This window comes from Pigmentiphaga litoralis, from assembly GCF_048632615.1.
In the GTDB taxonomy this organism is placed as follows: Bacteria; Pseudomonadota; Gammaproteobacteria; order Burkholderiales; family Burkholderiaceae_B; genus Pigmentiphaga; species Pigmentiphaga litoralis_B.
Genome location: NZ_CP184479.1, coordinates 4,843,296 through 4,855,326 on the forward strand (window position 1 = coordinate 4,843,296; position 12,031 = coordinate 4,855,326).

Sequence of the window (12,031 nt, forward strand, 5' to 3'; positions counted from 1 at the left end):
ATGAGTAGACGTCGATGCGAGAACATGCTCGCGCCCATGCAGCGCGACTGAATTCCCTTTTTTGCGCGTCCGCCTCGTCCCGAGGCCGACGGTTCCCCTGACACCGCAAGGCTGACCGACGCCCGCATCGCGTTTGGCGTCGCGACACTGACCGTACTGGCCTTCGTGGCGCTCGGCCATGATGGCCGCCGCATCTCACAGTTGATGGCCCTGGCGCTGCCGGCGCTGGCCTGGCTGCTGTGGCCGGTACGCGCGCGTGCCTGGCGCCGCATACGCGCCGCGACGGTTTGGACGTTGGGCATGAGCTTCGTGGTAGACGGCATTGCCCGCGCCTACCTGACCGACAGCTATCAGGCTGCGGCTGACAGCGGCATGGTGATCGGCGCCGTGGCGAACACCAGTGCCAAGGAAAGCGCCGAATACCTGGCGATGTACTGGCGGCCTGCGGTGGCGTGGGCCACGGCTTTGTTCGTGGCCGCTCTGTTGATGTGGCATGCCGTTGCACGCGCCAGTGCTGTCCCGGCCCCTCGTCGTGCCGGCCAGGTCCCTTCGATGCTCTCTCGGTTCGGCGTCGGTGTCCTGGGCGTAGCCTTGCTGGTCAGCGCCGCGGGCTATGCCAGCAAGCCCTGGCGCCGCCTGCATCCGGTCGTGTTCTGGGCCGGGTGGAGCGAGTCGGTGCAGGAACTGCGCCACAGCTGGTCGCACCATGAAGCCGCGCGTGAATTGGCTTTGCAGCGCGCCAGGGACGCCGATCCGGTCATCGCCTCCGCGGCGCCATCCACTGTGGTGCTCGTGATTTCGGAAAGCATCAACCGGGATAATCTGGGCTTGTACGGTTACCCTCGCGCGACCACCCCTACCATGCGGGCGCGCCACCATGCGCTTGATGCCGAATTCGTGCTGCTCAAGAATGCGTGGTCGGTCGACGCAACGACCTTGCCGGGTCTGCGCAGCCTGATGCTGATGGACAATGCGCAAGGTCAGCCGCCTCAACATCTACTGGCGCTTGCCAAGGCCGCCGGGTATCGGGTCTGGTGGATCGGCAACCAGGACGACATCGCGATTGAAAACCTGCACGCCCGGTTTGCTGACGAACTGCATCTGGTGAACCGGACGCCAGGGCGGGGCAGCCAGTCGCCCGATACGGCCGTGCTGGAACCCTTGCAGTCGGCCATGGCCGACCCGCATCCGCACAAGCTGGTCGTAGTGCATCTGATGGGCGCACACCCGCACTATCGCCTGCGCTTTCCCGACAAGGCCAACCCGTTCGACGATTATTCCGACGGCGTGGACCAGGGCATGCAGCACGCCGGCCGCCCGGGGTGGCTGCGCCGCGCGCGGGACGAATACGATTCGGCCCTGTTGACGCAGGACGCCGTCATGTCCAGCCTGCTCGACATGACCCGCAAGGGCGCCGCATCCAATGAGTACCGCGCCTGGATGTTCGTGTCCGACCATGGACAGGAAGTAGGCCACCAGATCAATCATGCCGGCCACAGCCAGATGACGGCGGCGGGCTATCGCATTCCGGCCATGATCTGGCAGTCCGCGCCGCGCGATACCTTGCCGGCGGACATCGACGACCGGCCATTCCGCGCCGATTGGGCGGACATGACCGTCGCCCGTCTGCTGGATATCCGGTGGAAGGGCTACGAGGCGTCGCGCGATGTGCTAAGCGACGCCTACCGCTGGCGGGCGCCCGCGTTGCCCGCCAAGGTCGAATCCTTCGTCAAGTGATCAGTCGTCGAGGGTGTCGTCATCCTCGTCGTCATCGCCGCTGTCTTCAACCGCGTTATAGCCTTCCCAGGCAAGGCGCCATTCCGTGCTGGACGTGACCGGGCCCGGATGCTTGACCTTGACCAGGCCGATGTCGCTCATGATTTCAAGATGGTGCTGCGTCCAACCTTCCGGCACGTCGTCATCGCCGGCAATATCCGCCAGACCTTCGGACAGCGCCGTTGTGCCGACGTAAGACGTTTCGGCTTCGCGCAGCAGTCGAAGCAGCAGGACGACGGTATGGGAATCACGTTGCATGAGGGGCATCTCCTGAATGGGAGACTCATCATGACATGCCAACGCCATTTTGCGCAGACGCCGTGCGCCTGCCGGATGCAACAACGCCCGCGATAAAGCGGGCGCTGTGCCGACATGCGGCGATCCGCCGCGGCGGGGGGCGTAGTTTGGACTTATGGGCCGGAGTTACCAGCCGTCCCCATTATGCTGCCGCGACGATCCACCGTACCTATCAGGAATTGAAGTCGTTGCGCGAACGGGCAGGCGGCGGGGCCGACGCGTTGCGCACCGGGCCATTGTTGCGGCTGCGGGTGTAGGACTTGAGCATGCGCGAAGCCAAGCCAGAAGTGATCGCGAAAAAGATAAGTTTTCTGAGCATATTGTGTGTCCCGGGTTTTGCGAAAAGTGCGAGTCAGGGCAGCGTGAAACGTACGCTGGGGTTATCGTTGCCACCGTCATCCAGCAAGGGGCGTGCCCAGTTGCCGCAAGGTGCGCCTGCAGCCCTGTTATCCCAGTTCGCCAGTGGCCCTGTCGTCGCAGTTCGCCTACCGCAGTTCGCATACATACCGCGCGGACAAAAAAATAGCAGCCCGTAGGCTGCTATTTTCATGAATTTGTTGGTGCCCAGAAGAGGACTCGAACCTCCACACCTTTCGGCACACGGACCTGAACCGTGCGCGTCTACCAATTCCGCCATCTGGGCACTGCTTTCTTATTACTGCTGCTTTGCTAGCTGGCTGCGTTTCGCTGCATCCCCTAGCAAGACCAAGAGTATATAGAAGTTTTGACCGCTTTGCCAACGGTTGCGCAAATTATTTTTGAAGCGGCATGAATTGATTGGCATCGATGGCATGGCAGACACGCGTCAACGTATCCACATAAGCGCGTTCCCAGTCTCGGTAGGGCCCGCCGCCGCCTTCCATCCGCTTCAACAGCGACCGGACCCCTCGCGTTTCCCGAAAGACCTGCACACGCGGATGGAAGCCGTCTTTGCCACGGGCTTCCATCGTGATCTCGATCTCGAATCGGTCCGCTGTCGCAGCAGGCCGTCGGTACTGGAAAGTGCGCTTCATGGGTGTCCGGCCTGCGGAAAGGGAAGGGGCGTCGCCAGTCGCCTCGGGTCCAGGAATTTTTACCATGTGACCTCCGTATTTACCCTCGGCTGAACGGCTGTCAGGTATTTGGATAATGCCGCTGGGTCCCTGCCTGCGGGGCGCGCAGATCCTGGTGCTGTCGGGGCGTGCGGGCGTCCGGACCCGCACCGTATCGGTGTAGGCACGCCACTTGCTCATCCGGATTCATCAACTTCTGGAGGACGACCATGAAAAAGATCCATTTGGCAGCAGTTTGCGCAGCATTGCTGGCAGCGTTCAGCGTGAATTCGGTCAGCGCCGCCGAACTGGCCCGCAAAGACAAGCAATTCATTGAAAAGGCCGCGGAATCCGGCTACCTGGAAATCGAAGCCAGCCGCATGGCGGCAACTAAGGCATCGCACGCCGATATCAAGTCGTTCGCGCAGATGATGGTGACCGACCATACCGCGGTCGATACCGAACTCAAGAGCCTGGCGTCGTCGAAATCGGTGACCGTGCCGACTCAGCCCACGCGCAGCGTCAAATCCAAGCTGGATAGCCTGGCCAAACGCACCGACGGCGCGGACTTCGACAAGAAATATGCCGACGAGATCGCCGTGGACGCGCACAAGGATGCCGTCAAACTGTTTGAAAGCACGGCCAAGGACGCGAAGGACCCAGATATCAAAGCCTTTGCCGCCAAGACGCTGCCCAGCCTGAAGGCCCACCTGGAAAAGGGTGAAGCACTCAAGACGGCGTTGAAAGACTCGGGCAAGGCGCCGGCGCGATCGTCGTCGACCATGCCGATGGGCGCACCTGCCACGCGCTAAACCCTGCAACGCAGGGCATGATCCAACGCCCTCGTTTTCGGGGGCGTTGCTTTATCTACAGCGAACGGATGGTGTTCCCAGCGGTGGGAATGTCAGGGTGTCAGTCCTATAATCCGTGCTGAAGGAGCCCCTACTCGCAGCGAGAGCACGGTATGCACACTTTTCCCAAGTTCGAATCGGATAGCGATGCGCTGAGTTTCCTTGTCCACGTCGACGGTGAATGGCACAAGGCGCGCATTTCGGGCGAGGCATTATGGTCGCGCTTTGGATCGCCGCCTGACGAAGACGGCATGAAACAGTCCTATCTCATCAACGCGTCGCGGATTCATCGCGTTGCGCGCCGCAAGATCGAAAACGGACTGCCTTGCCCGACCCTGGATCCATCGGACTTCTGATTGGCAGGGCCCGGTTGCCGCAAATGCAATCCGCGCGATTCAAGGTTTGGCCGGCTTGAAACCCAGGATTTTCATGCCCTGCGTAATGCTTTGCGCGGAATCGGCATAATCCGCCCACGGCGCGTTGCCTTGATCCAGGCGGGTCTGGATATTTTCCAGATTCCATTGCGACGAGCTTTCCAGGGTATCCACTTCTTCCCATCGCAACGGGACGGATACTCCCAACCCGGGGCGGGATCGCAGGGACCATGCCGACACGGTTGTCGCCCCGAATCCATTGCGCAAATAATCCACGAAAATCTTGCCGACACGGTTTTTCGGACCGCTCTTTGCCGAAAAACGTTTGGGCAGCGTCTTGGCCAGATGCTGCACGATGGCCTGCGAGAAATCCTTGACCGTGTCCCAGTCATATCGGCGCTGCAAAGGCACGACCACATGCAGGCCCTTGCCGCCGCTGGTTTTTACAAAGCAGGCGATTTCCAGTTGTTCGAGCATGGCGCGGACCACGTGCGCCGCTTCCTGCATGGCTGGCCAGGCCACGCCGTCGCCCGGGTCCAGGTCGAACGTCATGCGGTCCGGCTTCGCAATGGCCTGCTTCGTTCCATTCCAGGTGTGGAATTCGAGCACGTTCATTTGCGCGGCGGACAGCAGGCCTGCCGCGGTGGTAATTTCCATCAGCGGCGCGTGACCCGGATCCAGCGCCTTGGGCAACAGGGTCACCCCCGGCATCCTTGCCGCTTCCATGTGTTTCTGGAAGAAGAGTTCGCCGCCAATGCCCTCGGGCGCGCGCACCAACGAGACGGGCCGGTCGACCAGATGCTCCAGGATCAGCGGTGCGACCAGCGCGTAGTACTTGATCACGTCCAGCTTGGTCGTGCCGGACGAGGTGTCGATGACGCGGTCTGGATGGCTGACCTTGAAGCCGGCCGGAAGCGCGGCGGATTCGGAAGCGGCGTCCGCTGCGTTGACGCTTGCGGCCTTTTTCACCGCTGTCTTGGTCGCCGTCGTCTTCTTGACAGCCGTCTTCTTGGCGGCCGTCTTCTTGGCGGGCGCCGTCGTCGCTGCCACCTTGGCCGCCGCCTTTTTCCAGCCGTCTTCTTGACTGCGTTCATCGTGTCCTCGGTGTCATCGCCAGGGCCGGTATCGCTATCCGACGTATTGGGCTCTGGCGCAGGGGTGGGGGCCTCGCGAGTAATGGCCTTGGCGGGCTTGTCGCTGCGCAAGCCGTGAAAGACCGCGTGACGGATGCGACCATCGCCGGTCCATTCGCCAAAAGACACTTCGGCCAGCAACGTGGGCTCGACCCAATGCGCCTTGCGGTCGATGCCTGTCGTTCCGGCAAAGGGCCGGGTCTTGGTTGCCAAGGCTTCCAGACGCCGGGTGACTTCGCTCAAGGTCTTGTCGTTGAAACCGGTGCCGACGTTGCCCGCATATTGCAGCTTGCCGTCGTCATCGTGCACGCCCAGCATCAGAGAACCGAAACCGGTTCGGGTGCCTTGCGGATCGGTATAGCCTCCAATCACGAATTCCTGGCGCTTGCTGCACTTCAGCTTGATCCAGTCACGCGACCGTCGTGACACATAGGTCGATGTCTTGCGTTTGCCGATCACGCCTTCCAGGCCAAGCTGGCAGGCCGACGCCACCACGTCCACCGGCGGCGCATCGAAGGTGCCGCTGTAGCGCAGCGATTCGGGTGTGTCGTCAGTGAACAGGCTTTGCAGATAGGCGCGGCGTGCGATCAGTGGCACCGATCGCAGATCGTGCCCATCGCTGTACGGCACGTCGAACAGGTAGAAAACGATGTCTTTGGTGGCCGCCTTGTCGAACGCATTCTGCAAGGATTGAAAGTCCGGCACGCCGCGTGCATTCAGCACGGTGATCTCACCGTCGTACCACCCGTCGGGCCATCCCAGACCCTGCAAGGTAGCCGCAAGCGGCTTGAGCTTGTGCGTCCAGTCATTGCCATTCCGCGTGAACAACGTGACTGTCTTGCCTTCGATCCGCGCCAGCATCCGGTAGCCGTCAAACTTGATTTCGTACACCCAGTCGCTGCTGTCGGACGGCGGCCCGTCGACCAGGGTTGCCAGCTGCGGCTGGAACGTGACGGGCAGGTCCGCAGGCACGGCGTCGTCCGGCAGGGCAGGCCGGCCGGGTGACGCCTTCTTGCTGCGCGTCTTGCGGGGGCCTGCCGCCGCGGGCGGTTCAACCGCTGCCTTCATGTCAGCCTTGGCGGCCCTTCGGGATGCGGTCGAGGTCCGTGGCGTGGTCTTCTTGCCTGCCTTGCCGCCGTCTTCCCGCGGCATTTCGAATGTTGCCATCCGCGCCAAGGCTTCATCGGACAAGGGCAGGGCGGCCACGCTATCCGGGAATTCGTCGACGACGCTGAAGGTGCCGGCGTCCTGCACGTAGCCGTCTTTTTCCTTGATCAACAGCCACGGTTCCTGCTTTTCGCTCCGGCCTTTCATGCGGACCAGCACCCACTTGCCGCGCATTTTGTGCCCGAACAATTCAAACTTGAGATTGCCGTCGCGATACCCCTGGTCGGGATCGCCCAGTGGCGCCCAGACCCCCTTGTCCCAGATGATGACCTTGCCCGCGCCATACTGTTTTGCGGGGATTTCGCCTTCGAACTGGTTATACGAAATCGGGTGGTCTTCGACGTGCACGGCCATCCGCTTGTCTTTCGGGTCGTAGCTGGGGCCCTTGGGCACCGCCCAGCTTTTCATGGCGCCGTCCAGTTCCAGCCGGAAGTCGTAGTGCAAGCGTGTCGCCCAGTGTTTCTGGATCACGAACGACCGATGCGCGGCATTGGCTTCGCCGCCTTCCTCGGGCTCGGACGTGATCGCGAAATTGCGCTTGGCGCGATAGGTTTTCAGTGAATCCGTCATGGCGTATCAGGCAGAGCGGCGTTTGGCGGGCGCCGACTCGGCGGCAGTGCTCTTGGCCCCGCTCTTCTTGGCAGCGGTCTTTTTCGCGGCTGTCTTGCCTGCCGTTTTGCTGGCGGCGGTCTTGGCGGATGCCTTTGCCGTGCTCTTTGTATCGGCCGATCGGGACGCCGTCTTGCCCGACGCCTTGCCGGCCGACTTGCTGGCACCCTTTCGGGCAGGGGCCTCATCGGCGTCGTCGTCGTCGCCATCGTCGCCGTCATCCGCCGCCGCCTTGCCGCCCGACGCATTCTTGCCTTTCTTCAGGCTGCGTTGCAGCAGCTCGGTCAGGTCGTAGATCTTGGCGCCGGCGGCTTCTTCTTCGACTTCTTCGATCGGGCCTACCGTTTCGGTATCGCCTGCCTTGACCTTCTCGTCCACCAATTTCAGGATCTGCTCGCGGAACGAATCCGTGAATTCTTCGGGCTTGAACGAATCGCTCATGTCTTCGACCAGTTGCTCGCCCATCTTCATTTCCTTGGGCGAGATGCCTGCGTTCGAGACACCTGCGCCGGGCAGGTCCAAGTCGTCCAGGCTGCGGATTTCGTCACCCCACCGCAGCAGATTCAGCACCAGCGCCTTTTCGGACGGAACCAGCACCGCCAGATGCTGCTTGGTCTGGATGACGACCTTGGCAATCCCGACCTTGTTGGTCTTGAGCAGCACTTCGCGCAGCAGCGCATAGACCTTCGCGCCCTTGTTGATCGGCGAGATGTAGTAGGGACGCTCGAAGTACACGAATGGGATTTCGCCCGCGTCCACGAAGGCTTCGATCTCGATGGTCTGGGTGGTCTTGGGATAAGCCGCTTCGATTTCGTCCTGCGACACGATCACATACTGGCCGTCTTCATACTGAACACCCTTGACGATGTTTTCGCGGTCGATTTCCTTGCCCGTTTTCTTGTTGATGCGCTTGTACCCGACCGGATCCATGGTCCGTTTGTCGAGCCAATCGAAATCGATGCCCTGCTCGCTGGTGGCAGAGTGCAAGGCAATGGGGATATGAACCAGTCCGAAAGAAATCGCGCCTTTCCACAGCACGCGCCTGCTCGATGTCGCCATGATGTCCGCCCCGGGGTTTTTGCCGTTGTTCAGCAATAATCATTCCGGACGGGCGTGGCGCGTCGTGACATGCCAATGAAGCCATGCCTCGAAAGCGGAAAGTCAGTCGACGGTAAATATTTCCTGCCGGGCAGCGTCCAGACTGGCTTGGCGGAGAAAATTACATAGTTAATCATTTGCTCACCCGAAAGGCTTACCGGAAATCCGCCAGAGCAGGTAGCTTGTAAAAAGGCTCCACCGTCTCGCCCAACTCTGGAGATATCCGATGGCAACGCTTCACTCATCCGCTCCGTCGGCAGGACAAGTCGTGATCTATCCCGCCCGCAAGAACGTGCCATCCCACGAACGCGCCGTGCATCAGGCACTGGCGACCCGCATTGCCGCGCTCCATGGCCGCCAGTTCGGGGGCATTCATGAAGGCGGGCAGAGCGCCGCGAACACCTACTACATCCCGACGGGCACCATCGTTGGCGTCGCCATGGCGCAGGGCATAGGCATACGGACCGAAGACGATCTCTTCGGTGCCGTAGTGCCCCATGCCTTCATTGCCACCAAGGCCATTTCGCATCCTTTGGTGCGGAGCGACGCGGCTGCGCCGGAAGGGTGGTCCACAGCCTTTGCCGACGCGGTCCACGACGCGACCTTGCGGGGATTGACCGCGTTCACCATGGATGATGCCCGCGAAGCCGGCCGCCAGCTGCTGGCTGCCGGCGCGATCCGCATCAAGCCCGTACTCGCCACGGGCGGCCGCGGCCAGACCGTGGTGCATACCCCTGGTGAACTTGACGCTGCGCTGCAGGACCTGGCGTGCGACGAGCTGACCAGTTGCGGCGTCGTGCTGGAAGAGAACCTGGATCAGGTCGTGACCTACAGCGTGGGGCAGGTCCGGGTCGCTGGATTGGTGGCCAGCTACTGGGGCACGCAGCGGCTGACGCCCGACAACGGCGGTGAAGAGGTCTATGGCGGGTCCGACCTGTACGTGGTGCGGGGTGGATTCGATGCGCTGTTGGCGCTGGACCTGGATCCACCCGTGCGCAAGGCGGTCGAACAAGGTCGCATCTTTGACGACGCGGCATCCGAGCATTACCCGGGCTTGCTGGCGTCGCGCCGCAACTACGACATCGCCCAGGGCATCGACGCGCAAGGACAGCCGTGCAGCGGTGTGCTGGAGCAGTCGTGGCGCATCGGCGGCGCGAGCGGGGCCGAAGTGGTCGCGCTGGAATCTTTCGCGGCCGACCCGGCGCTGAATGTCGTGCAGGCGTCGACGGTCGAACTCTACGGGCCGTCGCAACACGCGCCCGAGGGCGCCTGTGTCACCTTTCGCGGCGAAGACGAAGACGTCGGTTTCATCACCAAGTTTGTAATGGCAGGCAGGTATGGCAATACGTAATGAGAAGGTCAATATCCCGGTTGATCATGAAGCGATCGCCGGAACGTTTCTGGCGCCGGATTCCAAAGTTCCCGGCGTGTTGTTCGTGCACGGATGGGGTGGCAGTCAGCATAGCGATCTGGTGCGCGCCAAGGGCGTGGCGGGTCTGGGCTGCGTCTGCCTGACGTTCGATCTGCGCGGCCATGAACGCACGCTGGATCAGCGCAAGACGGTATCGCGCAATGACAACCTGAGTGACCTGCTGGCGGCGTACGACTGCCTGGTCGCGCATCCGTCGATCGACACCGCATCCATTGCGGTGGTGGGCAGCAGCTATGGCGGATATCTGTCCGCGATCCTGACCACCTTGCGGCCGGTCAAGTGGCTCGCGTTGCACGTGCCGGCCCTGTATCGCGATACGGAATGGGACGTGCCGAAACGGTCTCTGGACCGGGACGACATCGCCCGCTATCGGCGCTCACCGGTTTCCCCCGACGAAAACCGGGCGCTGTCCGCTTGCGCGTCATTCGAAGGCGACGTGTTGATCGTCGAATCCGAGCACGATGATTTCATCCCGCATCAAACGATCATGAATTACCGCGCTGCCTTCATCAAAAGCCATTCGCTGACGCACCGTATATTGGACGGCGCGGATCACGCGTTGACGGGGGAGCTCAGCCAGGCGGCATACAACGACATCCTGCTCAAGTGGACGACTGAAATGTTCATTGGCGCACGGGTTGGCAACAACCTGCACCACTGGACAGCGGACATGGGCCAACAGTGATGCCTCACCGTCCCACGCGGTGGACGGTGTCGACTTCTGTCATTTTCGGGTAACTTGTCAGTACAAGTCTCACCTAAGTGTCTTTCCACAAGGCGTAGACGGCGATATATCGTGCGGCTTGGTGTGTATGGACTTGTTAAATCATTGCCGTATGTCGGCGGTTTGCGCTATCTTCGCGCCCACACGATGTAGCAGTTCGCCTTACGCGGGCTTGTGCCATATACCTAGTCCGTGAAGCGCTACATGCACGGACAATTTCTATCACGACCGCTTCATGAACGGCTATCCCACTTTCAAGACGCTCAACGATACGTTGACTTTCCAGGTGCAGTATCACGGCAACCTGTTTCTCGCGACCATTTCCGGCGAGGTGCTGTGGTCGCACTTCGGCGGTGGCCTGGATGATGCCGGGCTGATGTCCGCGTACTTCGCCAACGAACAGGAGATCCACGGTGTTGCCATCGCGCGCATCCAGGCCGGGGATCTCAATCCAGCGCTGACCATGAAGGACTTTACGTCCGGCCGCGAAGCGGACGATGTGCTGCGCCGCGCGTCGGTAAAATCGTTGGGCCCCAAACTGTTCCAGCAGGCCGCGCCGGCTGCCGATGTCAGCGCCCAGACCAGCCAGTTGCTGGGTCTGATCGGCGCCCGCGCCGCGCTGCGCTGACAGCCGCTCCCGCGCTCCTGTCTGGCACGCGCGGTCGCTCTTCTTTCTACAAGGCACGATGAAAAATACCGCCGGCCCCCTCATTCTCGTCCTGCTGGGCATCGCCTGGCTGCTGCATGAACTTGGCTGGCGTATCGAGTGGGAAGTGCTTGGCGCCGGCGCCCTCGTGCTTGCAGGCGTACTCGTCCTGGCGCTGGAAGGATTCACCAAGTCGTCGGTCGTCAATGGACCGATGCTGATCTTTGCAGGGGCCGGCTGGTATGCGTACCACGAACGCTGGTTCAGCTGGAACCTGATCCTGCCCGTCGGCGTCATCCTGCTTGGCATCTGCCTGGTGCTGTCGCGGGTGTCGAACCTGCCCGTGCGCCGTCCGACCCGTACGGATCGGCGCGCCGCCAACGATGGGTCGCCGCTGCGCTGACCCGCTACAGCCTTAACGTATCGTCAGCACCAGCGACTGCGTACCTGCCTGTGCATCGGACGACTGCATCGTCACCCGGCAATTGACCGGGCTCGGCCCCACCGACGTGCCGCTGTGCTCGAACCCCCACCTGTCCGCCCCGCGCGGCGTGACCGCATAAACGAATCGGCACTGATACCGGTCATCGGCCGACGCATAGGTTGCGCTGCCTTGCAACGGCCCCGCGTCGCGCGCCGTGATAGTGTAGCGGTCACTGCCGCCCACGTTGATGCGGGCGGCAGGCGCTGTCTCGTGCGCGGTGCCGGCGCTGCTCGACACGCGTATCACAGCGCGCGGGCTGTCGTTCTGCACGGTGACCTGGATGACGGCCTGCGCATGGACCGGGCTAGCGAGAAGGCCGGCGAGCACACCCGCGGCGACGAGAACAGGGCGAAATGCAAAAGGTCGATTCAAAGACATGGTGGACGAAGGCGTGCGAAAGGCGAAACCG

General features: G+C 62.0%; 12 protein-coding genes, 1 tRNA gene and 1 pseudogene. 7 read left to right on the forward strand and 7 right to left on the reverse strand.

The genetic code is table 11. From position 1 onward, the window contains the following. Nucleotides 1-165: 165 nt before the first annotated feature. Nucleotides 166-1,737 carry a sulfatase-like hydrolase/transferase gene (locus tag ACNANG_RS22390; protein WP_420224863.1) on the forward strand — a complete coding sequence of 524 codons (1,572 nt, stop codon included), beginning with the start codon at nucleotides 166-168 and terminating at the stop codon, nucleotides 1,735-1,737. Here ACNANG_RS22390 and ACNANG_RS22395 read toward each other — a convergent pair whose 3' ends face one another. From ACNANG_RS22395 to ACNANG_RS22410, 4 genes are all read right to left on the reverse strand, one after another. Further along, nucleotides 1,738-2,034 (reverse strand): DUF2513 domain-containing protein, encoded by a 297-nt coding sequence (locus ACNANG_RS22395; RefSeq protein WP_420224864.1) that lies wholly within the window; start codon nucleotides 2,032-2,034, stop codon nucleotides 1,738-1,740. Between the two features lie 211 nt (nucleotides 2,035-2,245). Continuing rightward, nucleotides 2,246-2,392, reverse strand: a complete 147-nt coding sequence (locus ACNANG_RS22400; RefSeq protein ID WP_189610823.1) for a hypothetical protein — start codon at nucleotides 2,390-2,392, stop codon at nucleotides 2,246-2,248. Nucleotides 2,393-2,631: 239 nt separating this feature from the next. Further along, nucleotides 2,632-2,716, reverse strand: a tRNA-Leu gene (locus ACNANG_RS22405). A 109-nt stretch (nucleotides 2,717-2,825) separates the two neighbouring features. Beyond that, on the reverse strand, nucleotides 2,826-3,086 hold the full coding sequence (locus ACNANG_RS22410; RefSeq protein WP_420224865.1) for a hypothetical protein: 261 nt from the start codon (nucleotides 3,084-3,086) through the stop codon (nucleotides 2,826-2,828). Between the two features lie 248 nt (nucleotides 3,087-3,334). On the opposite strand from ACNANG_RS22410, the gene ACNANG_RS22415 reads away from it, so the two are divergent. Beyond that, entirely contained in the window at nucleotides 3,335-3,916 is a 582-nt protein-coding gene (locus ACNANG_RS22415) for a DUF4142 domain-containing protein (protein ID WP_420224866.1), read from the forward strand. A 152-nt stretch (nucleotides 3,917-4,068) separates the two neighbouring features. After that, on the forward strand, nucleotides 4,069-4,311 hold the full coding sequence (locus ACNANG_RS22420) for a DUF1488 family protein (RefSeq protein WP_420224867.1): 243 nt from the start codon (nucleotides 4,069-4,071) through the stop codon (nucleotides 4,309-4,311). A gap of 39 nt (nucleotides 4,312-4,350) precedes the next feature. Here the strand turns inward: ACNANG_RS22420 and ligD are convergent. Together ligD and ACNANG_RS22430 are read right to left on the reverse strand one after the other, a co-directional pair. Further along, a pseudogene (gene ligD / locus ACNANG_RS22425) lies at nucleotides 4,351-7,199 on the reverse strand (DNA ligase D). A 6-nt stretch (nucleotides 7,200-7,205) separates the two neighbouring features. Beyond that, nucleotides 7,206-8,297, reverse strand: coding sequence for a Ku protein (locus tag ACNANG_RS22430; RefSeq protein WP_420224868.1), 1,092 nt, complete (start codon nucleotides 8,295-8,297; stop codon nucleotides 7,206-7,208). 265 nt (nucleotides 8,298-8,562) lie between these two features. Here ACNANG_RS22430 and ACNANG_RS22435 point away from each other — a divergent pair, with 265 nt between their 5' ends. The 4 genes from ACNANG_RS22435 to ACNANG_RS22450 all read left to right on the forward strand — a co-directional run bounded on the left by ACNANG_RS22435 (nucleotide 8,563) and on the right by ACNANG_RS22450 (nucleotide 11,541). After that, a complete protein-coding gene (locus tag ACNANG_RS22435) occupies nucleotides 8,563-9,687 on the forward strand; it encodes a DUF3182 family protein (protein WP_420224869.1) in 1,125 nt (374 codons plus the stop codon). Then, entirely contained in the window at nucleotides 9,674-10,453 is a 780-nt protein-coding gene (locus tag ACNANG_RS22440) for an alpha/beta hydrolase family protein (protein WP_420224870.1), read from the forward strand. The genes ACNANG_RS22435 and ACNANG_RS22440 overlap by 14 nt, the downstream gene beginning before the upstream one ends. A 274-nt stretch (nucleotides 10,454-10,727) precedes the next feature. Then, on the forward strand, nucleotides 10,728-11,120 hold the full coding sequence (locus ACNANG_RS22445) for a hypothetical protein (RefSeq protein WP_420224871.1): 393 nt from the start codon (nucleotides 10,728-10,730) through the stop codon (nucleotides 11,118-11,120). Nucleotides 11,121-11,178: 58 nt separating this feature from the next. Continuing rightward, nucleotides 11,179-11,541, forward strand: coding sequence for a hypothetical protein (locus ACNANG_RS22450; protein ID WP_420224872.1), 363 nt, complete (start codon nucleotides 11,179-11,181; stop codon nucleotides 11,539-11,541). Nucleotides 11,542-11,553: 12 nt separating this feature from the next. Here the strand turns inward: ACNANG_RS22450 and ACNANG_RS22455 are convergent, their stop codons facing one another. After that, nucleotides 11,554-11,949, reverse strand: a complete 396-nt coding sequence (locus ACNANG_RS22455; protein WP_420224873.1) for a hypothetical protein — start codon at nucleotides 11,947-11,949, stop codon at nucleotides 11,554-11,556. Nucleotides 11,950-12,031 lie beyond the last annotated feature (82 nt).

Coding starts and splice junctions, on each gene's coding strand:
- ACNANG_RS22430 (WP_420224868.1), bottom strand. CDS start 8,297: ATGGCGACATCGAGCAGGCGCGTGCTGTGGAAAGGCGCGATTTCTTTC.
- ACNANG_RS22440 (WP_420224870.1), top strand. CDS start 9,674: ATGGCAATACGTAATGAGAAGGTCAATATCCCGGTTGATCATGAAGCG.
- ACNANG_RS22450 (WP_420224872.1), top strand. CDS start 11,179: ATGAAAAATACCGCCGGCCCCCTCATTCTCGTCCTGCTGGGCATCGCC.
- ACNANG_RS22435 (WP_420224869.1), top strand. CDS start 8,563: ATGGCAACGCTTCACTCATCCGCTCCGTCGGCAGGACAAGTCGTGATC.
- ACNANG_RS22415 (WP_420224866.1), top strand. CDS start 3,335: ATGAAAAAGATCCATTTGGCAGCAGTTTGCGCAGCATTGCTGGCAGCG.
- ACNANG_RS22410 (WP_420224865.1), bottom strand. CDS start 3,086: ATGAAGCGCACTTTCCAGTACCGACGGCCTGCTGCGACAGCGGACCGA.
- ACNANG_RS22395 (WP_420224864.1), bottom strand. CDS start 2,034: ATGCAACGTGATTCCCATACCGTCGTCCTGCTGCTTCGACTGCTGCGC.
- ACNANG_RS22400 (WP_189610823.1), bottom strand. CDS start 2,392: ATGCTCAGAAAACTTATCTTTTTCGCGATCACTTCTGGCTTGGCTTCG.
- ACNANG_RS22445 (WP_420224871.1), top strand. CDS start 10,728: ATGAACGGCTATCCCACTTTCAAGACGCTCAACGATACGTTGACTTTC.
- ACNANG_RS22420 (WP_420224867.1), top strand. CDS start 4,069: ATGCACACTTTTCCCAAGTTCGAATCGGATAGCGATGCGCTGAGTTTC.